Annotated in this window: 19 protein-coding genes; all 19 read left to right on the top strand. The window is 55.0% G+C overall.

Annotated features, from left to right (window positions below; all coding sequences use genetic code 11):
- Nucleotides 1–5: 5 nt before the first annotated feature.
- The 19 genes from AUK29_03955 to AUK29_03865 all read left to right on the top strand — a co-directional run bounded on the left by AUK29_03955 (nt 6) and on the right by AUK29_03865 (nt 22,195).
- A complete protein-coding gene (locus AUK29_03955) occupies nt 6–476 on the top strand; it encodes a hypothetical protein (GenBank protein OIP64708.1) in 471 nt (156 codons plus the stop codon).
- A 1-nt stretch (nt 477) separates the two neighbouring features.
- The gene (locus tag AUK29_03950; protein OIP64707.1) at nt 478–2,397 is read left to right on the top strand and encodes a 1-deoxy-D-xylulose-5-phosphate synthase; all 1,920 of its coding nucleotides are present in this window, start codon (nt 478–480) and stop codon (nt 2,395–2,397) included.
- A 67-nt stretch (nt 2,398–2,464) separates the two neighbouring features.
- Nucleotides 2,465–3,061, top strand: coding sequence for a hypothetical protein (locus tag AUK29_03945; GenBank protein OIP64710.1), 597 nt, complete (start codon nt 2,465–2,467; stop codon nt 3,059–3,061).
- Nucleotides 3,062–3,084: 23 nt separating this feature from the next.
- Nucleotides 3,085–4,944 carry a hypothetical protein gene (locus AUK29_03940; protein OIP64706.1) on the top strand — a complete coding sequence of 620 codons (1,860 nt, stop codon included), beginning with the start codon at nt 3,085–3,087 and terminating at the stop codon, nt 4,942–4,944.
- 31 nt (nt 4,945–4,975) lie between these two features.
- Nucleotides 4,976–5,401, top strand: coding sequence for a hypothetical protein (locus AUK29_03935; GenBank protein ID OIP64705.1), 426 nt, complete (start codon nt 4,976–4,978; stop codon nt 5,399–5,401).
- Between the two features lie 120 nt (nt 5,402–5,521).
- Nucleotides 5,522–6,349: a hypothetical protein gene (locus AUK29_03930; protein ID OIP64704.1), complete on the top strand. Its 828-nt coding sequence runs from the start codon at nt 5,522–5,524 to the stop codon at nt 6,347–6,349.
- A complete protein-coding gene (locus tag AUK29_03925) occupies nt 6,337–7,668 on the top strand; it encodes a hypothetical protein (GenBank protein OIP64703.1) in 1,332 nt (443 codons plus the stop codon). Before AUK29_03930 ends, AUK29_03925 begins: the two co-directional genes overlap by 13 nt.
- 347 nt (nt 7,669–8,015) lie before the next feature.
- Nucleotides 8,016–9,392, top strand: coding sequence for a hypothetical protein (locus AUK29_03920; GenBank protein ID OIP64702.1), 1,377 nt, complete (start codon nt 8,016–8,018; stop codon nt 9,390–9,392).
- Between the two features lie 189 nt (nt 9,393–9,581).
- Nucleotides 9,582–10,142 (top strand): bifunctional pyr operon transcriptional regulator/uracil phosphoribosyltransferase, encoded by a 561-nt coding sequence (locus AUK29_03915; protein OIP64701.1) that lies wholly within the window; start codon nt 9,582–9,584, stop codon nt 10,140–10,142.
- A gap of 40 nt (nt 10,143–10,182) precedes the next feature.
- Nucleotides 10,183–11,109 (top strand): aspartate carbamoyltransferase, encoded by a 927-nt coding sequence (locus tag AUK29_03910; protein OIP64700.1) that lies wholly within the window; start codon nt 10,183–10,185, stop codon nt 11,107–11,109.
- Complete coding sequence (locus tag AUK29_03905) at nt 11,106–12,404, top strand: dihydroorotase (protein OIP64699.1); 1,299 nt, start codon at nt 11,106–11,108, stop codon at nt 12,402–12,404. Before AUK29_03910 ends, AUK29_03905 begins: the two co-directional genes overlap by 4 nt.
- An 85-nt stretch (nt 12,405–12,489) precedes the next feature.
- Complete coding sequence (locus tag AUK29_03900) at nt 12,490–13,647, top strand: carbamoyl phosphate synthase small subunit (GenBank protein ID OIP64698.1); 1,158 nt, start codon at nt 12,490–12,492, stop codon at nt 13,645–13,647.
- A gap of 55 nt (nt 13,648–13,702) precedes the next feature.
- Entirely contained in the window at nt 13,703–14,623 is a 921-nt protein-coding gene (locus AUK29_03895; protein OIP64709.1) for a radical SAM protein, read from the top strand.
- Nucleotides 14,624–14,750: 127 nt separating this feature from the next.
- The gene (locus tag AUK29_03890; protein OIP64697.1) at nt 14,751–17,960 is read left to right on the top strand and encodes a carbamoyl phosphate synthase large subunit; all 3,210 of its coding nucleotides are present in this window, start codon (nt 14,751–14,753) and stop codon (nt 17,958–17,960) included.
- A complete protein-coding gene (locus tag AUK29_03885) occupies nt 17,957–18,451 on the top strand; it encodes a transcription elongation factor GreA (protein ID OIP64696.1) in 495 nt (164 codons plus the stop codon). Before AUK29_03890 ends, AUK29_03885 begins: the two co-directional genes overlap by 4 nt.
- On the top strand, nt 18,448–19,236 hold the full coding sequence (locus tag AUK29_03880) for a hypothetical protein (GenBank protein ID OIP64695.1): 789 nt from the start codon (nt 18,448–18,450) through the stop codon (nt 19,234–19,236). Before AUK29_03885 ends, AUK29_03880 begins: the two co-directional genes overlap by 4 nt.
- A 46-nt stretch (nt 19,237–19,282) precedes the next feature.
- Nucleotides 19,283–20,212 carry a dihydroorotate dehydrogenase B catalytic subunit gene (locus AUK29_03875; protein ID OIP64694.1) on the top strand — a complete coding sequence of 310 codons (930 nt, stop codon included), beginning with the start codon at nt 19,283–19,285 and terminating at the stop codon, nt 20,210–20,212.
- Between the two features lie 175 nt (nt 20,213–20,387).
- Nucleotides 20,388–21,749: a hypothetical protein gene (locus tag AUK29_03870; protein ID OIP64693.1), complete on the top strand. Its 1,362-nt coding sequence runs from the start codon at nt 20,388–20,390 to the stop codon at nt 21,747–21,749.
- 248 nt (nt 21,750–21,997) lie between these two features.
- A complete protein-coding gene (locus AUK29_03865; GenBank protein ID OIP64692.1) occupies nt 21,998–22,195 on the top strand; it encodes a hypothetical protein in 198 nt (65 codons plus the stop codon).
- Nucleotides 22,196–22,373 lie beyond the last annotated feature (178 nt).

Raw genomic sequence — 22,373 nt, 5'->3', positions numbered from 1 at the left:
TGCAAATGGTCCGGGAGATTGCAGCCGCGGCCGGGTGCATGGGGATGGTCGGCGGTCAGACCGTGGATATTCTTTCCGAGGGAAAAGATACCGTGGATCTGCCCATACTGGAATATATCCATACCCACAAGACCGGGGCCTTGATCCGTACAGCCGTCAGGGTGGGGGCGATCGTGGGGGGCGCAGATAAACGTGAGATGCAGGATCTCACGGAATACGGTGAGAAGATCGGACTTGCGTTCCAGATCACGGATGATCTCCTTGATCTTCTGGGGGATGAAAAAAGATTGGGGAAACAGGTCGGAAGCGACCTGAAAAAGGGGGAAAAGACCTATCCGGCAGCCTATGGAATCCAGGAATCCAAAAACAGAGCCAGGGAACTTATGGAATCGGCTTTGGATGCTTTAAGCCGGTTTGATGATCGTGCGGACCCTCTTCGAGAGATTGCACGGTATATGGTGGAAAGGATCAATTAAGATGTATAAATATCTGAACCGGATCGACAGCCCCGCAGATCTGAAGAAGTTGAAGATGGCCGAACTCCCGCTGCTCGCGGAAGAAATCCGGGACATGATCATCAGCACGGTTTCATCCAACGGAGGGCATCTCTCTTCGAGTCTCGGCGTGGTGGAACTGACGATCGCCCTGCATTATGTATTTGATGCTCCCAAGGACCGCATTGTCTGGGATGTGGGACATCAGGCGTATGCTCATAAGCTCCTGACCGGGAGGCGGAAGGCCTTTAGAAGTCTCCGTCAGTACGGCGGTATCAGCGGTTTCCCCAGAAGGGAAGAGAGCCGTTATGATGTCTTTACCGTGGGACACAGCAGCACGTCCATCTCCGCAGCGCTCGGAATGGTCGAGGCCAGGGACCTTCGTGGCGAAGACCATAAGGTCATTGCCGTGATCGGAGACGGATCCATGACCGCAGGTCTGGCCTTCGAGGGGCTGAACCAGGGGGGCGCCTCGGAAAAAGATCTGATCATCGTGCTGAATGACAACGAGATGTCCATATCCCCGAATGTCGGCGCGCTTTCATCCTATCTTTCCAGGCACATGACCGGTGATTTTTACGTCTCCATCCAGAAGATCGTTGAGAATGTTTTGAAGAATATTCCCGGAATCGGCGGGTCCATGCTGAAGGCGGCCAAGCGGCTGGAGGATTCACTGAAAGGTTTGATCGTTCCCGGCATGGTCTTCGAGGAACTGGGGTTTGAATATGTGGGGCCTATTCAGGGACACCGCTTTGACCGGTTGATTCAGACCTTCGAGAATGTGAAAAAACTGAAAAGGCCCGTGCTGGTTCATGTGACCACTCAGAAAGGGAAAGGCTACGAGCCTGCCGAAAAGAATCCATCGGTCTTCCATGGGGTCGGGCCCTTTGAAAGAAAGACCGGGAAGATCCTGGGCAACGGCAAGGACGTTCCGACCTATACCGAGGTCTTCGGGAAGCTCCTGACCCGGCTTGCATTCGAGGATGAAAGCATTGTGGCCGTGTCCGCGGCCATGCCGGGAGGCACAGGCCTCCACTATTTTGCGCAGAAATTTCCGGACCGATTTTTCGATGTCGGGATCGCCGAACAGCACGGGATCACCTTCTCGGCAGGACTGGCTGCAGAGGGGTTCAAACCCGTGGCTGCGATCTATTCCACATTTTTGCAGAGGGCCTACGACCAGATCCTCCATGACGTTTGCCTGCCGGATCTCCCGGTGGTCTTTGCCGTGGACCGGGCGGGACTGGTCGGAGATGACGGTCCGACCCATCATGGAAACTTTGATCTCTCCTATTTACGCCATATCCCCAATATCATCCTGATGTCTCCAAAAGACGAAAACGAACTCCAGAACATGCTGAAGACCGCGCTCGTCTGCAATCATCCTGCGGCCATCCGGTATCCGAGAGGAGTTGGAACCGGGGTGGAGCTTGAACCTTATCCCAGTCTGCTGGCCATCGGAGAGGCCGAACGTCTGACCCTGGGAGAGGATGCGGCCATCCTGGCCATCGGACATATGGTCTATCCCTCCCTGCAGGCCGCACGGATCTTGAAGAAAAAAGGGATCCACGCCACCGTGGTGAATGCGAGGTTTGTAAAACCTCTGGATCTAAGCATGATCCGTGAGGTTCTCTCCGAGACAAACCATCTCGTCACGGTGGAGGAGAACGCGCTCATGGGCGGTTTCGGGAGCGCCGTGCTGGAGGCCCTGGAGCAGGAGAAGATCCATGATGTAAAGCTTCTTCGGATCGGCCTGCCGGACCATTTTATCGAACAGGGATCACAGGAGGTTCTTCGGAGGAAATACGGTCTGGATCCGGATGGAATTGCCCGGCGCATTGAAAATTTTCTTTGTCCCAAACCCTTGAAGGTTTCCGTAAGCAGGATGCATGGATCCGAATAAGCTCCTTCAGATTCTATCAGGCCTGAAACGGCATCTCATCGGACAGATGCCGGAGATCCCATCATGGATCTCGGCCTCCGGGGGAGTGAACCCGGGTCTCAGCCTTGAAGAAGACCTGTCGTTGGAGCATGTCAGGGAGATCCTCGGTGAATGCACACGGTGCCGCCTCCATCAAGGGAGGAAGAAGATCGTCTTCGGACAGGGGGACCCTCACGCCCGCCTGATGTTCGTAGGGGAAGGGCCCGGCGAGGACGAAGACAGGGAGGGGCTGGCGTTTGTGGGAAAGGCCGGCCGGCTTCTGACCAAAATCATCGCGTCCATAGATCTGACCAGGGATGATGTCTATATCACCAACGTCGTGAAATGCAGACCCCCTGAGAATCGGGAACCTGAAGAGGATGAAATCGCCGCTTGTGTCCCGTTTTTAAGGCAGCAGATCCGGGCAATCCGCCCTTCGATCCTATGCGCCCTCGGCGCTCCGGCCTCAAAAACCCTGTTGAAAACCAGGGATTCGATTTCCAGATTAAGGGGGAGATTCCATGACATGGATGGGATTAAGGTCATGCCCACGTATCATCCGGCCTACCTCTTGCGGTATCCATCCGAGAAGCGTTTAGTCTGGGAAGACATGAAGAAGATCAGGAAGTTGTACATGGAACCATAGGATAGCAGGGTAAAGGTCAGAATATGAAAAATCTCCTTCGAATGAAGCCGGGAGAGACGGCATCGTTTAAATACATCGTTGACCTGGAAAGAGAGGCGGGGGAACTCTTTGGATACCCGCTTCCCAAACTGCCTCAGGGGGACGAGATCCAGGGCGGACAGAAGAAGATTTTTGTCGATTTCCCGCCGATTCTGGGAGCCCTGTTTCGTGAGGTTCTTCAGGCGGTCTATCCCGTTGCCATCGGGGAACAGGAAGACGAGTTGAAGACCGTTGAAAGCATTGATCGCCTCAAGGAGATGTTGATCAAGATACAGATGCAGGCGGTTATGCAGGAACGCAGAAGCGGTCTCTATAATCTTTTTTATCTATCTCTCGCGAAGGTATTCTCCGGAATCGTCCATGAATTCATTTCTTCCGGGGGAAGAAAACCCTATCACAAATACCTTCTCCATTCTAAGCTTTCCGTCCTGCTCTCCGGCATTCATCAAGAGACGCTCAAAAAGGTTGAGGAACACGCGCCTAAAAGCGTTGCCTTCCGGTTCGGCCCGGCGTTCAATGCCTCCCTGATACGGTCCATCCTTGAAGATCAGCTCCCGCTCGTCACCACGGAACAGGAGGAGATCAACATACAGGACATCTTGGGGGTCGACAATGCAAGATTCAAAATCACGTTAAACAGCTTTAAGGAAATTTTCGGGATCCTTTCCTCTCGTATACGAAACGGAATCGAGAGGAATGAAACCCTGTGGTTGAAGAAGATCCAGGAGCTCTCGGGCTGTCCGGAGTCCATTCGGCAAAAAACCGCTTCAGACTTATTGAAGAGCGCTGATCTGGTCCGCTACCTGTTGATGGATTATGATGAAGTGGGCCGCAAGATCCTCTCTTCCAAGAACATCAAGAAAGAGGAATTCTCCCATTCGGAACTCAACAGCGCCTATCTGGATTTCATGCAGGCCTTGAAGCGGAATGAAATAGTCCAGATCTTGAAGAGAAACGTTGAGATCCTGTCGGAAAAGCAGGCTTCGCTGGCTGAAGATCTCTACAATGCAGGGAGTCTTTACCGCTATCATGTGAACGGGCGGATCGTGAATGAGGCAAGAAACGTGACGACCGTCTTCCTGGATCTGAGAGGCTTCACAAAGAAATCCGAGGAGGCCATCTCCGCCGGTGAGCTGACGAACGAACTGTATGCCATCTTTGATCCCCTGACTTCAATCGTCAATGAACTTCACGGGAAGATAGACAAATTCACCGGTGACGGCATGATGGTCACCTTCGGAGTGGAGACCCGGAGTAAGGAAGACCCGTTGAATGCGCTCCGCATGGCGGTCAGGATCCAGGAGACTCTGCGGTCTCTTCGAAAAAGCGGCAAGACCCAGTTTCAGATGGGGATCTCCATCCATACCGGTGTGGCCTTCGTGGCCGATTTTATTGCGGGCGAAGACCGGGTGGACAACACCGTGATCGGACGTAATGTCAATATCGCGGGCCGTCTTTCTTCTGCAGGGGACATGGACCGTTTCCTGAGAAAGAAAAAGGATTTTGACGACATGGTCGAATCTCTGGGCAGGAGTCTTACAAGCCAAGAAGAAAAAGAGACCTTTTTCAATACCCTTCAATCCAAGAAATCCATGGAAAAGACCGTCTCCGGCGTCTCCGTGGATGCGGAAGGAAATCTTTACAATCTCGGGATTGTTCTCAGCCGGCAGATGATCCAGGCCATTGCGCAGATTGTGGACCTGCAGTCAGGCGAAGACGGGGACGTGGGGTATCTCTACTATTTCGACCCGGTCCTTTCGAGACAGATCAGTCTTTACTATGTCGGTGATGCCAAGTTCAAAGGCGTGGACAGCGCCTTCCCGATTTCAGCGGTCCTGCTCTGAAATTTCTTGTCAGCTTATTAATAATCCCCGAATGGATGTTTATCAGGATGAGGTCTGCATCATGGGCCGAGCAAGGGAAAAAATACCCGCACCCGATATGGCCGAGCGGCTTCTCGACTGGTACGGACGCAATCGGCGAGATTTACCCTGGCGAAAGTCCGGCGATCCTTACAGCATCTGGATCTCGGAGATCATGCTTCAGCAGACCCGGGTTGATACGGCCGTTCCGTTCTACCGCCGGTTCATGAAGAGATTCCCCAATGTTGAGACCTTGGCCCGAGCCCGCATGCAGAGTGTTCTCAAGGTCTGGGAAAATATGGGCTATTACGCGAGGGCAAGGCATCTGCACGATGCCGCAAAAACCATTAAAAATCGGTCAATAGATTCTTTACTCGGTGTACACCATCCATCGCAAACCAGCGGGTCATTCATCGCCCGGAAAGGCCTTAAGAGGTGATATTCGGATCCGGCACAGACATTCTTTGCTAACCTTATGAAATTCCTTGAAAAAATATAAGAAAAGGCTATAATCAATATAGGGAATTGTTTTCATACCTCTCTAACGGAAAAGCCAAACATGGCGTCTGAAATATTCATCCCTGCTGCTGTCTTTGTCTTTGGGTCAATGATCGGCAGTTTTTTGAATGTCTGCATCTACAGGATTCCCAGGAATGAGTCCCTGGTTTTTCCATCCTCCCACTGTACCCGATGCGGCGAGCCGATCCGTTTTTATGACAACCTCCCCATCATCAGTTGGTTCATATTGATCGGGAAGTGCCGGCATTGCAAAAGCCCGATCTCCTTTCAATATCCGATGGTGGAATTATTGAATGCGTCCGGTTTTTTTTATATTTATATCCGATACGGCATCACTGCGCAGGCCCTCTTTTATGGCCTTTTCTTTTCAGCGCTTGTGGTCATCACCTTCATTGATCTTTATCACAGGATCATTCCGGACCTGATCAGCCTGCCGGGGATCGGGGTCGGGCTTCTGGGGAGTATGATCATCCCCATGTTTTCCCCTTTGTCCGCCATGACACTCTCCATCCCGCCGAAGTTCCCGGATGCGCTTTTCGGCTCAGCGTTAGGATTCGGGATATTTTACATCATCGCCAAGGTGAGCCCGAAAATTTTCGGACAGGAGGGGATGGGAGGAGGGGACATCAAACTGATCGCCATGATCGGCGCCTTTCTGGGCTGGCAGAAGATGCTCTTGACCATCATGCTGGGTTCGCTCGCAGGTTCAATCGTAGGAATTTTCCTGATGATTTTTTTCAGGAAAGGCCGTCAATACGCCGTTCCATTCGGTCCCTTTCTCTCTTTGGGCGCTCTGATGAGCCTCTTCTGGGGAACCTCTATGATCGCCTGGTACCAACGATGGGGTAACACGCCATGGAATCCTTGAATCAGCCGGACCTGTTCAGGGCCGCCTTGTGGCTGATCGCCCTGACACTTTTCATCTTTCTTCTCGTCATCTACGGGCTGCGCAAAATCCGGCAGGGTGTTAAAGAGGCGTTTAATCCGGATGGGGTGATGGAGTCCGGGAAGTCTTCCGGCGGCGGCAGCAGGGACATGGCCTTCGTTTTCAACACCTTTCAGAAGACGCTTAAGGAGATATCCGAGAAAAAGCATGAGCTGATCCAGATGCACCAGGAGGCAGAGGAACGTATCCGGCAGATGGAACGTTACAACCAGTGCATCCTGGAGAGCATGGTGAGCGGCGTGATCGCCTTCGACTGTAAAGGGGATCTGACGTCTATGAATCTGGCCGCGGCCGAGATCCTGGGCTGGCCCAGGGACGTTGATTCCATAGGCAAGTCCTTTGAGGTGGTCATGGAAGGATCGGATCAGTTGAAGGAGATCCTGAAAAAAGTCCTTGAGGATCGCCGCAAGATCCTGAGAGAGGAGATTCCCTTCACCCTGCAGGACGGCGAGCGGAGATGGCTCGGAGTGAACGCCTCCCCGCTCAAGGGGGATGATGGGGAGATGATCGGCATAACGCTCGTTTTTACGGACCTGACCGAAGTCAAGGAACTCCAGCGCCAAGTGGAGTTGAAGAACCGCCTGGCGGACCTGGGGAAGATGTCGGCGGGCATCGCCCACGAGTTCCGGAATTCCCTAGGCGCCATCCTGGGGTATGCACGGCTGGTGGAACGCCAGGCTGTTCATAACGATCTCCTCAAGGAGTCGGTGGAAGGGATCATGGCAGAGGTGAAGAGCTTTGACGCCATGCTGACGGATTTTCTCAATTTTGCCCGTCCGGTCGAGCTGAACAGGGAAGAATGCCGTCTCGGGGATCTGGTCAAGGAATCCCTGGACGTGCTGTCCGAAGAGATCAAAAAGAGCGGGGGCAAGGTTGAGACCTTATTTGAAGATTCTTTTCCCGTGTATGCGGATCATACACTGATCCGGCAGGCCCTGACCAACCTGATTAAGAATGCCTTGGAGGCCGTAGGCAGAGAGGGGAAAATCAAGATCCAGGAAAAACGGATTGCCGGCCGGATGGAGATCTGGATTCATGACAACGGATGCGGGATCTCCAAGGAAAACCATAAGAAGATTTTTGAGCCGTTTTTTACCACGAAGCGCGAAGGGACGGGCCTGGGACTGGCCATCACGCAGAAGACCATCCTGTCCCATCAGGGGTCGCTCACCATCAAGAGCGAAGAAGGGGAGGGGACCCTGGTGATCGTCTCCCTTCCGATTCATAGCGCTCAAGCGTAAGAGAGTAATAAGATAAGGTTCATCTCCAAAAGAGGGTGAAAACATCAGGGGTCAAGGGGTCAAGGATTCCAGGGGTCAAGTGAAGTGCTTTTCAAAGACTTAAGGGTTTGAGGGTCCCAGGGTTCAAGGGGTCGAGTGAACCCCGTTAGAGGTTGTCCTCTAACGGGGTGAAGTGCTAAAAACATCAGGGGTCAAGGGATCCAGTGTTTTTCTCTGGAGATTTTGTTTGTGTTTAAGTATTTCACTTGAACCCTTGAACCCTGGAATCCTCGGACCCTTCTTACCCACTATATGGCCGATGGCTCGTAGAGGATAAGAACCGAGAATAAAGCAAGAGAGGGAATCTTTTGGACCATATTCTTCTTGTGGAAGACAAGGCGAGCATGCGGCGGATGCTGAACCAGACCCTCCATGCCGAAGGGTACCATGTGCTTGAGGCCAAGGACGGCAGGGAGGCCATGGATATCTTTCGCAGCAACTGGGTGGACCTGATCCTGACCGATCTTCAGATGCCGGAGATGGATGGGATCGACCTCCTTCGCGCTGTCAAGGAAGAGGGCGCCCTTGTGGATCTCATCATCATGACCGCCTACGGGACCGTTGAGCGCGCTGTCGAGGCCATGAAACTCGGCGCCATGGATTTCATCACCAAACCTTTTGACACCGAACATCTCCTGATCCTGATCAAACGGGCACTGGAGGCGCGGAAGATCGCCAGGGAGAACATGGTTTTAAAGGAGACTCTTTCTAAAAAATACGGGATGCCGGAGATTGTCGGGAAAAGCCAGGTCATTCTGGAGGTAGCGGCCAAGATCCGGAAGGTGGCGGCAACCGACAGCACCGTGCTCCTCCTGGGGGAAAGCGGGACCGGGAAGGAACTTTTTGCACGGTCGATTCATCAGTTGAGCGACAGGGCGAGGTCTAATTTCATTGCAATCAACTGCGCGGCCATCCCGTCGGAACTTCTGGAGAGTGAGCTTTTTGGTTATGAACGGGGGGCCTTTACCGGGGCAGACCGGCGCAAGATCGGATACTTCGAGCTGGCCCATACCGGGACGCTTTTCTTAGACGAGATCGGGGAGCTTCCTCCCCCCCTGCAAGTGAAACTCCTGCGGGTGCTTCAGGAGAAGTCCTTCCAGCGGCTCGGCGGGACCAAGACCATTCAGATCGACGTGCGTATCATCTCCGCCTCCAACAACAATTTTGAGGATCTCATACGTCAGGGCCTGTTCCGGGAGGACCTCTACTACCGTATCAGTGTGGTCCCCGTCACCATCCCACCGCTCAGGGAGCGAAGGGAAGACATTCCTCTTCTGGTAGATCACCTCCTGAAGAAATACGAAAAGGAGCTGAACAGAAAAGGCCTGCATATTGAAGAAGAGACCCTTGCCTTGATGCAGAACCAGGTCTGGAAAGGGAACGTGCGTGAACTGGAAAACTGTATCGAGCGCGGGGCCATCCTCTGCGCCGGCAACCGGATTGGGTCACAGGACATGGGGATTTCAACCGTCCATCCTGCGGAAAGCCTGCCACGAGATTTCCTTGCAGGGCAAGGACTTCAGGAAGTGGCTGCACGGGCCGCCGCCAGGGCTGAGCGAGAGATGATGCTGTCCGTTCTCAAGGAAAACGACTGGAACAAGACCAGGGCCGCAGAACAGCTCAAAGTCAGCTACAAGACCCTTCTCACCAAGATCAAGGATTATAATCTGGAGAAAGAGAGATAACTATACTTGCCGGATCATTCTTTGATTCGTTAAATGACTTGACAAGGTGTATGAATATGTTATAGTGTCAGAAAACTTAGGAAAAGGGCGATAGGACGCAGATGATTGAGTTCACCGTGAAAGAAAGCGGGGTCCTTGAGAGGCCTTCTTGCTGATTGAGCAGGAGGCCTTTTTTATGACCCGGAGATTATGACCAGAAAACAAAAAACCGATACCGTCGAGGTCCGGATCATCAACCGGGAGGAAATGGCAGGCCTGATCGGACGGCTGGCAGCGGATATCCTCGACAAGAATCAGGACCTCTCCGAAATTACGCTTGTGGGGATCCGGAGCCGCGGCGCCCACCTGGCCCGCAGGATTGCTGAAAAAATCTTCGAGAAATGCGGTGTCAGGGTTCCCGTGGGGATACTCGATATCACCCTGTACCGTGACGACCTGCGGTCCAGGCTTGATCAGCCCAGTCTTTTGCGAACGGAAATACCGGGGGCGGTTGAGGACCGGAATATCATCCTTGTGGATGATGTTCTTTTTACGGGAAGGACGATCCGGGCCGCCATGGACGGCATCATGGATATGGGCCGGGCCAGGATGATTCAACTTGCCGTTCTGGTGGACCGTGGGTTCCGGGAGCTTCCGATCCGGGCCAATTATACAGGAAGATATGTGCCGACAAAAAACGATCAGACCATCCGGGTCCGCTTCTCCGAGGACGGGGATGAGGACGGGGTGATCCTTCGGGAGATCCCATAGATATTTTTATTATTTCATTTTTGATTTTTTAATTAAAATTATGGCCTGGGGAAAACGCAAAGATCTCCTTGGAATCGAAGATTTGAGCCGGGAGGAAATCGAGGCCGTTCTCGATACCGCTGAGTCGTTCAAGGACGTATCCCGAAGGGAGATCAAGAAGGTTCCCGCCCTTCGGGGGGTCACGGTGGTGAACCTCTTTCTGGAACCCTCGACCCGGACGCGGACATCCTTTGAACTCGCCGGGAAGAGACTCTCGGCCGATGTCATCAACATCTCGGCATCCGACAGCAGCATGCTTAAAGGAGAGAGCCTCAAGGACACGTCCTGTAATATCGAGGCCATGAACACGGATATCCTGGTGGTCCGGCATTCCAAGGCGGGCGCCGCTCATTTTCTTTCCAGAGTGCTCAAGTGCTCGGTAGTCAACGCGGGCGACGGCGCGCACGAGCACCCTACGCAGGCGCTGCTCGACCTTTTCTCCATCCGGGAGAAAACAAAACGGATTGAGGGCCTGACGGTGGCCATCATTGGAGACATTGCGCACAGCCGGGTGGCGCGTTCCAATATTCTGGCGCTCAATAAGATGGGCGCCCATGTGAGGATCGCCGGACCGGCCACCATGATTCCCCTCGGAGTGGAAACGCTGGGAGTGGATGTCACCTATCAGATAGACGAGGCCATTGAAGGGGCGGATGTGGTGATGATGCTTCGAATCCAGCAGGAAAGGCAGGGGAGGAACCTCTTTCCCTCGATTCGCGAATATGCCCGTTTCTTCGGGCTGAACCTGGCCCGTCTCAAGGGCGCCAAGAAGGACGTCCTGATCATGCATCCTGGGCCCATCAACCGGGGTGTGGAGATCGCCCCGGATGTGGCGGACGGGCCGTATTCGATCATTCTCAATCAGGTCACCAACGGGGTTGCAGTACGTATGGCCATTCTTTTTCTCTATTCGGGGGCGGCGCGGTGAGTCTGGTTATTAAGGGCGGAAGGGTGATTGACCCGGTGAACCGGGTTGACAAGGTCATGGACCTCAGGATCGAAAAAGGGCGCATCATCCAAAGAGGCAAGGGGCTTTCGGGGGAGAGGGTCATTGACGCCTCAGGATTATGGGTGACGCCGGGGCTGATCGATATCCATGTTCATTTGCGTGAACCCGGCTTCGAATACAAGGAGACCATCGAGACCGGATCTTCGGCCGCGGCGGCGGGGGGATTTGCCGCCATAGCCTGCATGGCCAACACAGACCCGGTCAACGACACGGGATCGGTTACGGATTTCATCATGACCCAGGCCAGGAAGTCCGCATTGGTGCATGTTTTCCCGGTAGGCGCCTTAAGCCGCGGGCAGAAAGGGGAGACCCTGGCCGAGATCGGAGACATGGCCGAGAGAGGTATCGCAGCCCTGAGCGATGACGGGAAACCGGTGATGAATGCCGAATTGATGCGCCGGGGCATGGAATATGCCAAGACCTTCGGACTGCCGGTGATCTCCCACTGCGAGGATCTGAACCTCAGCGCAAATGGCGTGATGCATGAGGGAGAGGTCGCAACAAGGCTCGGCCTTCCAGGGATTCCGTCGGTTTCCGAAGAAATCATGGTGGAGCGGGATATCCTCCTCTCGACTCTCACCGGCGCCGCCCTTCACATCGCGCACGTCAGCAGCAGGGGATCCGTGGAAAGGATACGGAACGCGAAGAGGCTTGGGGTACGGGTGACGGCCGAGGTGACCCCGCATCATCTGACCCTGTCCCATGAGGCCCTGACGGCGTACGATACGAACCTGAAGGTGAACCCGCCGCTCCGGTCCCAATCGGACCGGGAGGCCTTGATCGAGGGGCTGGTTGACGGCACTATCGATGCCGTGGCCTCGGACCATGCGCCTCACAACATTGCGGAGAAGGAGACCGAGTTTGAAAACGCGGCCTTCGGCATGATCGGCCTGGAGACGTCCCTTCCCCTCTTGCTCCGTCTGGTCCATGATGGGATTCTCACGCCTTCACAGCTCGTGGAACGGATGTCAGCCGGCCCGGCCCGTATCCTCGGGCTCCGAAACTGGGATTTGAGCGAGGGCGCTCCGGCCAACGTGACTCTGATCCATCCGGACGCGGCCTTCAACGTGGATACCGATAGGTTCCGTTCCAGGAGCCGGAACACCCCCTTCAACGGGTGGGAACTCAAAGGCAAGGCCGTCTGTACCCTGGTCTCCGGCAAGGTGGTCTATGAAGACGGGGAGTGGAAGAAGAGAGTAGACAGTAGACAGTAGACAGACAGATCTTCCGGTACGGGTGTTTTTCGGTTCTTCCCTGTATGCTGTCTACTTAAAGAGGAGCGAACTCACTGAGGAGAACATGAAAGCAATCTTGGCCTTGGCCGACGGCCGGGTCTTTGAAGGAAAATCATTCGGCGCCGCCGGTGAAAACGGCGGCGAAGTTGTGTTTAATACCTCCATGATGGGGTATCAGGAGATCCTTACCGATCCCTCCTATCAAGGTCAGATCGTGACCATGACCTATCCCTTGATCGGGAACTACGGCATCAATGCCGAAGACGTGGAATCCGGCAGGCCTTATGTTTCGGGGTTCGTGGCCAAGGAGGTGAGCGGAATCACCAGCAACTGGAGATCCGATTGCTCGCTGAACGAATATCTCCAGAAACAAGGGATCGTCGGGATATGCGGGATCGATACACGCGCCCTGACCAGGCATATCCGGGACCGGGGCGCTCAGCAGGGGATCATCTCCACCACGGATTTCGATCCGGTCTCGCTGGTCCGCCGGGCTGCGGCGAGGCCCTCCATGGCCGGGCAGGATCTGGTGCGGAAAGTCACCTGCCAAACGCCCTACGCCTGGGATGATGCTGAATGGGTTTTGGGCAAAGGGTATGCCAAGGCGCCTGCGGAGAGGTTCCGGGTGGTCGCTATTGATTATGGGATCAAGAGGAACATCCTGCGGATCCTTGCGGGCTTCGGCTGCAGGATCACGGTGGTCCCTGCAGGGTGTACGGCCCGGGAGATTCTCAATATGAATCCGGACGGAATTTTTCTCTCCAACGGTCCCGGTGACCCGGAGGCAGTCACCTATGCCGTGGAAACGATCCGGGGACTGATCGGTCAGAAACCGATCTTCGGCATCTGTCTGGGGCACCAGCTCTTAGGCCTTGCCTTGGGCGGCAGGACCTATAAACTCAAGTTCGGCCATCACGGAGGGAACCAGCCGGTCATGGATCTCTCGACCGAAAAGGTTGAGATCACGGCACAGAACCACGGATTCGCCGTGGATATTGATTTTTTAAAGAGGGCGGATCAGGATGTGGAATTGACTCATATCAATTTGAATGACCGGACCGTGGAAGGCCTCAGGCACAAACGGCTCCCGATCTTTTCGGTTCAGTACCATCCGGAGTCATCACCCGGTCCTCACGACTCGAGATATCTGTTCGAGAGGTTTCTCGTGATGATGGAAAAGTTTAATTCAGCGAGAATTCCCCGACTGGGGAATTCTCGCTGAATTAAACCATTTGAACCCTTGAAACCACGTAAGATCCGGCGGCAAAATGCAGACCATGGAACATGGGGCGTCATATCTTCAGCTTTCAGAGCAGGAACTTGCCGAGCGGGTGAGGCGCGCCTACGATTTGATGAGGCCGTCATGCAGGCTCTGCCCAAGGGAGTGCGGCGCCGAACGTCTTGAAGGGGAGGCAGGGGCCTGCGGTGCGGACCATCGTCTCTTGATCTCGAGCTCGAATCTGCACCATGGCGAGGAACCCCCGATCTCGGGGTGGAGGGGCTCAGGGACCCTATTTCTTACGCATTGCAGCCTCTCCTGCCTCTATTGTCAGAACTACCCCATCAGTCAGTTGGGGCACGGCGTCGAGACGGAGGTGGAAGAACTGGCAGGAATGATGATCCGTCTGCAGGAACTGGGCGCCCACAACATCAACTGGGTGACTCCGACCCATGAGGCCGCTCATCTTCTCGATGGATTGCATAGGGCACGGCGTTCAGGTCTTGAAATCCCCATCGTTTATAACAGCAGCGGATATGACTCCCTGGATGTGCTGAAACTTCTAAACGGAGTTGTGGACATCTACCTGCCGGACATGCGCTATGCAGACGGCGGGATCTCCATGAAGTACTCGGGCGTCCCGGACTACCCTGAGGTGAATCGGAAGGCGATTCTGGAGATGCACCGTCAGGCGGGCGATCTCAGGCTGAATTCAGACGGGATTGCGGTGCGGGGGCTTCTGATCCGGCACCTGGTTCTTCCCTTGGATATGGCCGGCACGGAAAAGGTCCTGCGGTTTATTTCTAAAAAGGTATCGCCCGAGACGTCCATCAGCCTGATGAGCCAGTACTTCCCGGCGCACAAGGCCCCGGACATGGAGGATGTGATCAGCCGCAGGATTACGCCGGAGGAGTATGACAGGGCCAAGGCCTTGCTGAAGCAGTACGGCCTTACCCGGGGATGGATCCAGGAGATCTAATAAGGGGAAGTTTAAACCGTTCAAGCCGTTCAAGCGGTTTGAACCCTTGAACCCTTGAACCCTTGAACCCTTGAACCCTTGAACCCTTGAACCCTTGAACCCTTGAACCCTTTGAACTATTCATTATATGCCTAAACGAGATGACATCAAGAAGATCCTCCTGATCGGTTCCGGGCCCATCGTGATCGGGCAGGCCTGCGAGTTCGATTACTCGGGGGTACAGGCATGCAAGGCCCTGAAGGAGGAAGGCTTTCAGGTGGTGCTGGTCAACAGCAATCCGGCTACGATTATGACTGATCCGGAGTTTGCGGACCGGACCTACATTGAGCCGATCACCCTCTCGACCCTGAAAAAAATCATCGAGAGGGAGCGGCCCGATGCGCTTCTTCCGACCATGGGGGGACAGACGGCCCTGAACATTTCCATTGAACTTTCAAATGCGGGCATCCTGGATCAGTACGGAGTCAGGCTCATCGGCGCGGACATCCAAGCCATACGCAAGGCCGAGGACCGCGAGGAGTTCAGGGATGCCATGAAGCGGATCGGGCTGTCGCTCCCGAAGAGTGTCTATGTGGACAGCAAGAAAAAGGCCATGGAGTCGGCACATGAGATCGGGTTTCCGAACATCATCCGTCCTTCCTTCACCCTCGGCGGAACCGGGGGAAATATCTGTTACAACATGGAAGAGTTCGAATCCCACGTGGAATGGGGTCTGGATGCCAGCCCGATCCGGCAGATCCTGATCGAGGAGTCGGTCCTGGGCTGGAAAGAGTTCGAGCTGGAAGTCATGAGGGACCGCAAGGACAATGTGGTGATCGTCTGCTCCATAGAAAATTTCGATCCCATGGGGGTCCATACCGGGGACAGCATCACTGTGGCCCCGGCGCAGACCCTGACCGACAAGGAATACCAGATCATGAGGGATGCCGGGATCGCCATCATCCGGGAGATCGGCGTGGAAACCGGAGGGTCCAACGTCCAGTTCGCGGTTCATCCTGAGACAGGGGAACTGGTGGTGATTGAGATGAATCCGAGGGTTTCACGTTCCTCGGCCCTGGCCTCCAAGGCGACCGGGTTCCCCATTGCCAAGATCGCGGCCAAGCTTGCCGTGGGCTATACCCTCGATGAGATCCGGAACGATATCACCCGGGAGACCCCGGCCTCTTTTGAGCCCGTGCTGGACTACTGTGTGGTCAAGTTTCCGAGATTTACCTTTGAGAAATTCCCGGCGGCTGATGCCACGCTGACCACGCAGATGAAGTCCGTGGGCGAGGCCATGGCCATCGGAAGGACGTTCAAGGAGGCCCTGCAAAAGGCCATGAGTTCGATGGAAATCGACAGCTGCGGGTTTGAGGAGCGTGATGCGGACCCCGGCAAGATCCGCTCAGGCCTCAGGGTCCCCAATGCCGACAGGATCTGGATGATCGGGCAGGCCTTCCGGGGGGGGATGGGCCTGGAGGAGATCTATTCCCTCACGAAGATCGACCGGTGGTTTCTGCACAATATAAAGGAGATCATCGATTTTGAGGACCGCCTCCGGAAGGAACCCCACCTCGAAGCACTGCTGCGGGAGGCCAAGACCTACGGGTTTTCCGATCAGAGGATCGGGGAACTCCGAGGGCGGGAAGAGCGCCTGGTCCGTGAGATGAGAAAGAAGATGGGTATCCATGCAACGTTTAAGACGGTGGATACCTGCGCGGCTGAATTTGAGGCCCACACGCCTTATCTTTACTCGACCTATGAATCGGAGTGCGAGGCCGACCCCGGCAGCCGGAAGAAGATCATGATCCTGGGCGGAGGGCCGAACCGGATCGGGCAGGGGATTGAGTTTGATTACTGCTGCGTGCACGCCTCTTATGCCCTCCAGGAAATCGGCTATGAGACCATCATGGTCAACTGCAACCCTGAAACCGTGAGCACGGATTACGACACATCGGATCGTCTCTATTTCGAACCTCTGACCCTGGAGCACGTCCTGGAGATCGTCCGGACCGAAAAGCCGGACGGCGTCATCGTGCAGTACGGCGGACAGACCCCGCTGAAGCTCGCTATTCCCCTTGAAAAGGAAGGGGTATGCATCATCGGGACCTCTCCGGATGCCATAGACCGAGCCGAGGACCGTGAGCGTTTCCAAGGCCTGCTCCACAATCTGGGCCTGAAACAACCTGAAAACGGCACGGCCACTTCTCTTCAGGAGGCCCTGAAGATTGCAGGACGGATCGGGTATCCGGTTGTGGTCAGGCCCTCTTATGTCCTGGGCGGCAGGGCCATGATGATCGTCTATCATGACGAGGATATCCGGGCCTACATGGCCTCGGCCGTGCAGGCCTCTTCCATGCATCCCGTGCTGATCGATAAATTTGTCATGGACGCTATTGAGATCGATGTGGACGCCGTCTCCGACGGATGCGATGTGGTCATCGGCGGGATTATGGAACATATCGAGGAGGCCGGGGTGCACTCCGGAGATTCCGCGTGTTCGCTCCCTCCTTATTCACTGGACAAGGGTATCCTTGACGAGGTCCGGCGTCAGACCATGGCCATGGCCAAGGAGCTTAAGGTCGTCGGCCTGATGAACATCCAGTTTGCCGTGCACGGCAGGGATATCTTTGTCCTGGAAGTGAACCCCAGGGCGTCACGGACCATTCCGTTTGTCAGCAAGGCCATCGGGGTCCCCCTGGCCAAGCTGGGCGCGAAGCTCATGGCCGGGATGAAACTCTCCGAGCTTGGATTCACCAAGGAGCGTGAGATCCCCTACGTCTGCGTCAAGGAGGCGGTCTTTCCTTTCCTGAAGTTTCCGGGAGTGGATACCATCCTCGGCCCGGAGATGAAATCCACAGGTGAGGTCATGGGCATCGACCGCTGTTTCGGAAACGCCTATGCCAAGGCCCAGATCGCTTCCGGGACCTTGCTCCCCAGATCCGGAAATGCCTTTATCAGTGTTCGGAACAAGGATAAGCAGCCCATCCTCAAGACAGCGGAAAAGCTGGTCAGGATGGGGTTTAAGATCATCGCCACACGCGGTACGGCAGGCTTCCTTCAGGAACACGGCATAATCTCCGAGGTGGTGAACAAGGTCGTCGAAGAAAGGCCCCATATCGTGGACCGGATGAAAAATCATGAGATCGATCTGGTGATCAATACACCGACGGGGACGGCTGCCAAACTCGACTCCTATTCGATCCGGCGGACGGCCTTGACCTATTCCATTCCGTATTTTACGACCGTAGCAGGGGCGCGTGAAGCCGTCAACGGCATCGAAGCCATTCTGGGAGGAGAGATGAATGTCCTTCCATTGCAGGAATATCATCAATCAGGAGGTGAAGTCAAAAAATGAACGGTAAGGTTCCCATGACACCGGCAGGATTTGCAAAACTCAAGGAGCAGTTAAAAAAGCTCATGAACGAAGAGAGGCCTCGGATCATGCGGGATATCGAGGAGGCCCGAGCCCATGGAGACTTAAGTGAAAACGCCGAGTATCATGCGGCCAAGGAACGTCAGGGGTTCATAGAAAAGCGGATTGCGGAACTGAATTCCAAAATCGCAAGGGCCGAAGTCATTGATCCCACCAGGATCTCGACCGGGAAGATCAGCTTCGGCTCGGTGGTCACGCTCATCAACGTGGCCACGGAAAAAGAGGTCACCTACCAGATCGTGGGTGAAGATGAAGCTGAAATCAATGATGGTAAGATCTCCGTCTTTTCTCCGATGGCAAGGGCCATGATCGGCAGGGAGATCGGTGAAGAGATCGAGGTCCGGGCCCCAAGCGGCATTATTGGTTACGAGGTTCTGGATATCCGATGTCCAAAAAGTCCGTCAGACAAATGACCTCAGAGGTGATTGAGAATGAGGAGGTGTCCGCCGGTATTTTCCGGTTGACGCTCGCCGCAGACTCCTTTCCGGAAACCGCTGCCCCTGGACAGTTCATTATGGTCAGGACCTCCGATGGTGTGGACCCTCTCCTGCGCCGCGCCTTTTCCATCCATGATCTGATGGACCGCAGAATCAGGATCCTCTACAAGGTCGTGGGAAGAGGCACCGGCTGGCTCGCAAGAAGGAAAAAGAGAGACAGGATAGACTTGATCGGCCCCCTCGGGACGGGGTTTTCCGTTCCCAAGACGGTGAAGACCGCATGGCTGGTGGCCGGAGGCATCGGTGTCGCGCCGTTTCAGATGCTGATCCGGATTCTGCGTTCAAAACATATTGATACGACCCTCTTCTTCGGCGCCGGAACCGGGAACGAACTGGTTGGACTCCGGGATTTTGAGGAGCAGGGGATACCCCAGGTTCTTGCAACCGAAGACGGGAGCGCGGGGGAACAGGGGATGATCGTGGAGGTCTTCAGAAAAAGGATCCAACTTGCCCTCGGTTTACCGGGGAAGGCGAAGATCGACCGGTCGTGCCGGGTCTACGCCTGCGGCCCTCAGCCCATGCTCTTAGCTGTGGCCCGTTTATGCAGGGACTCGGGGGTCCAAGGGGAGGTCTCTATGGAGTCGGAGATGGGATGCGGCATTGGAACCTGCATGGGTTGTGTGATCCGTACGTCCAGGGGGTATGAGAGGGTCTGCAGGGAAGGCCCCGTATTCCCGGCGGAAGAGGTGCTTTGGGAGTGAATTTTTCAGCAGAAACTGAAAATTTCACTTGAAGGAAATTTATGAGATGAACAAGAGAAGATCCTCCTCAGCTCCGGACCTTACCGTCAACATCGGAGGCATCCGGATGAAGAATCCGGTGATCACGGCGTCCGGAACGTTCGGATACGGTGAAGAGATGTCCGAATTCTATGACCTTTCCTCTTTAGGCGGGGTCATGGTCAAAGGGCTTTCGCTGAATCCTCAGCCCGGGAACCCTCCCCCCAGGATCTGCGAGACCCCCGCAGGTATGCTCAACGCCATCGGGCTTCAGAATATCGGTGTCAGGGCATTTATAGAAGATAAACTCCCGCTGCTCAGGCGGCGGGAGACGCGCATCATCGCCAATATCTATGGACAGGACTGCGAGGAGTATGCCGAGGTCGCCCGCTGTCTCAATGACGCGGAGGGTGTGGACGGCATCGAGCTCAACATCTCCTGCCCCAATGTCAAGAAGGGGGGGATGGCCTTCGGTACCGACCCGGTCGAGACACGAAACGTCGTGAAAACGGTCCGCAAGGCGTGCAGGCTTCCGCTGATCGTCAAGCTCTCGCCCAATGTCACCGATATTAGCGAGTTCGCCCGTGCGGCCGAGGGGGAAGGGGCCGATGCCGTCTCCCTGATCAACACCCTGCTCGGCATGGCCATTGACATCCACAGCAGAAAACCCAAACTGGCCAACATCATGGGGGGGCTTTCCGGGCCGGCCATCCGTCCGGTGGCGCTCCGTATGGTTTATCAGGTTGCGCGGGCGGTCAAGATCCCGTTGATCGGGATGGGGGGGATCATGAATGCCGAGGATGCGGTCTCTTTCCTCCTGGCCGGCGCCACTGCCGTGGCCGTCGGTACCGCAAATTTCGTGGATCCCATGACCCCTCTCAAGGTCATTCAGGGGATCCGTGACTATATGATTCAATACGGCATGGCCTCCATGCGGGACCTGACCGGCGTTCTCTAAGTGGTCCTGTTCGTAAATATGGTGACGTACCGAGAGGGTCGTAGGGCGATCTCATCAAGGCGCGCGACTGAGGCGTACCCCTCTGGTACACCGCAAGGAGCGGAACGCCGAGGAGATCGCCCTACGGCACTCGAATGCCACCGTATTTACGAATAGGACCACTAAGGAGCCCTCTATGCGCTCCCCTTCAATATTTCTTATCCTCCCGCTTATCACCGGTTTTCTCGCGACGGCCTCGTGCGGGATCCGGTCACATGAATCCGGTGAAGCGCCGGTCACGATCCTTTACACCGGAAACGTCAACGGAGAACTGGAGCGGTGCGGGTGTTCTGAGGCGCAGCTCGGCGGCGTGGCCAGGAGAAAAACCCTGATTGATCGTCTCCGTTCCGATAACACGCTCCTCCTCGACTCCGGGGATATTTTTTTCGGATCCTTCCCGCCCCTCATCGGGAGCAGAACGTTCTACGGTTACAAGGCCTCTGCCATGGTCCGCGCCATGAGCCTCATGGGGTACGATGCCGCGATCCCCGGCGACTATGACTTTGCCCAAGGGGATGCCTTTCTCTTGGACAGAATCCGGGAAGCTTCATTCCCGTTCGTCTGCGCAAACCTGATCGGCCGTGACGGAACGAGCTGGGTCCCGTCATACCGGATCATCACCAAGGGCGGGCTTCGCATCTCCGTGACCGGGTTTCTCGACTCCACGGTATCGTCCCTGGTTTATCGAAGGTCCCTCGGTCATCTCATGATCGAAGACCCGGTCGAGGCCGCGAGGCGGGTCCTTCCGGAAATGAAGAAGAAGAGCGACATGACGGTCGCGCTGATTCATTTCAACGTGATGGATGTCAATAAATTTCTGGAGGCCTTCCCCGAGATAGATGTCGCGGTCATCGGCCATGCCTCAGGGGACGGGACACCTGAAAGGATTGCCGGAACCATCGCCGTTGCCGGGGAGGACCTCGGGAAGTCTTTGGGGGAGCTCAGCCTGACCGTCATCCGGGGAAAAGGGGTCGTCAATTTCAGAGGCGCCCTGGTCCCGGTCTCGGAGGATATCCCCCTTGATGAAAAGGCGCAGAACGAGGTGACGCGCTTTTATCAGACGGTCAGAGAAGAACGGCTCTCGGAGGATCTCTCTTTTCTTCCAGCCGCGCCCGGTGATGCGGGATATGCAGGGGCAAAGCAGTGTGCAGGCTGCCATCCTCTGAACTTCCGGACATGGTCCGCCACCCCGCATGCCTTTGCCTTCGAGACCCTGAAGAATAAAAAATCCGAGTTTGATCCGGAGTGCGTGGTATGCCATGTCGTGGGGTACCGTACACCAAGCGGTTTCCTGGGCGAGAGCAAGACCCCGCATCTCTCGGGTGTGCAGTGCGAATCCTGCCATGGGCCCGGCGGAGCCCATCTCGATGGAGAACCGATTCCATCGAAAGTTTCAGAGGACCGATGCAGGACGTGCCACAACGAGATTCATAGTCCGGCATTCGATTTTCCCCTCTATCTCGAACGTTCGAATCCATGCAGCGCGCACGGACTCTAAAGGAGTGTCACAGGCTGAAGACGGCGACGAAAGGATTTTGAATGGACCTTCGGTTTTTGGTTTTATATGTTTTGCAGTAATGACAGAAAAAAAATAAATAAAGTTGACATTTTTTCCTTGCAATCCTTTTTTCGTTATGCTATTTTGAGTTAGAGAGTTTATTTAACTCTCTGTCATAGGGGTTAATGGTTAACCCCACGTTTTTATATCTCCGTTGTTTTTATCAACAACACAAAGGAGGAAAGAAAATGGCAAAAGCAAAGAAGAGGACAGCAAAGAAAGCAGTAAAGAGAACGGCAAAGAAAAGGGGAGCGAAGAAGGCCGTCAGGAAATCAGCCAAGAAGGCCACCAAGCGCTGCATGGCCAAGACCAAGGATGGGAAACAGTGCAAGAACCGAGCAAAGGCTCCCTCAAAGCTTTGCAAGACCCATCAGAAAAAGAGATAAACGGATCTTTCTGGATGCTCAGACAAACCCTCCTTGTCTGAGCATCCAGAACCCATTCCCCTTCCAGCGGTTCTTTTAATTTTTCCTTATTTTCCCCACGATCGATCTTCTCAGTGGTCCTGTTCGTAAATATGGTAACGTACCGAGAGGGTCGTAGGGCAGTCTCATCAAGGCGAGC

This window comes from Nitrospirae bacterium CG2_30_53_67 (genome assembly GCA_001873285.1).
Classification (GTDB): domain Bacteria; phylum CG2-30-53-67; class CG2-30-53-67; order CG2-30-53-67; family CG2-30-53-67; genus CG2-30-53-67.
The sequence above is the reverse complement of the archived record's forward strand: the minus strand, read 5'-3'. Positions and strand labels throughout refer to the sequence as shown.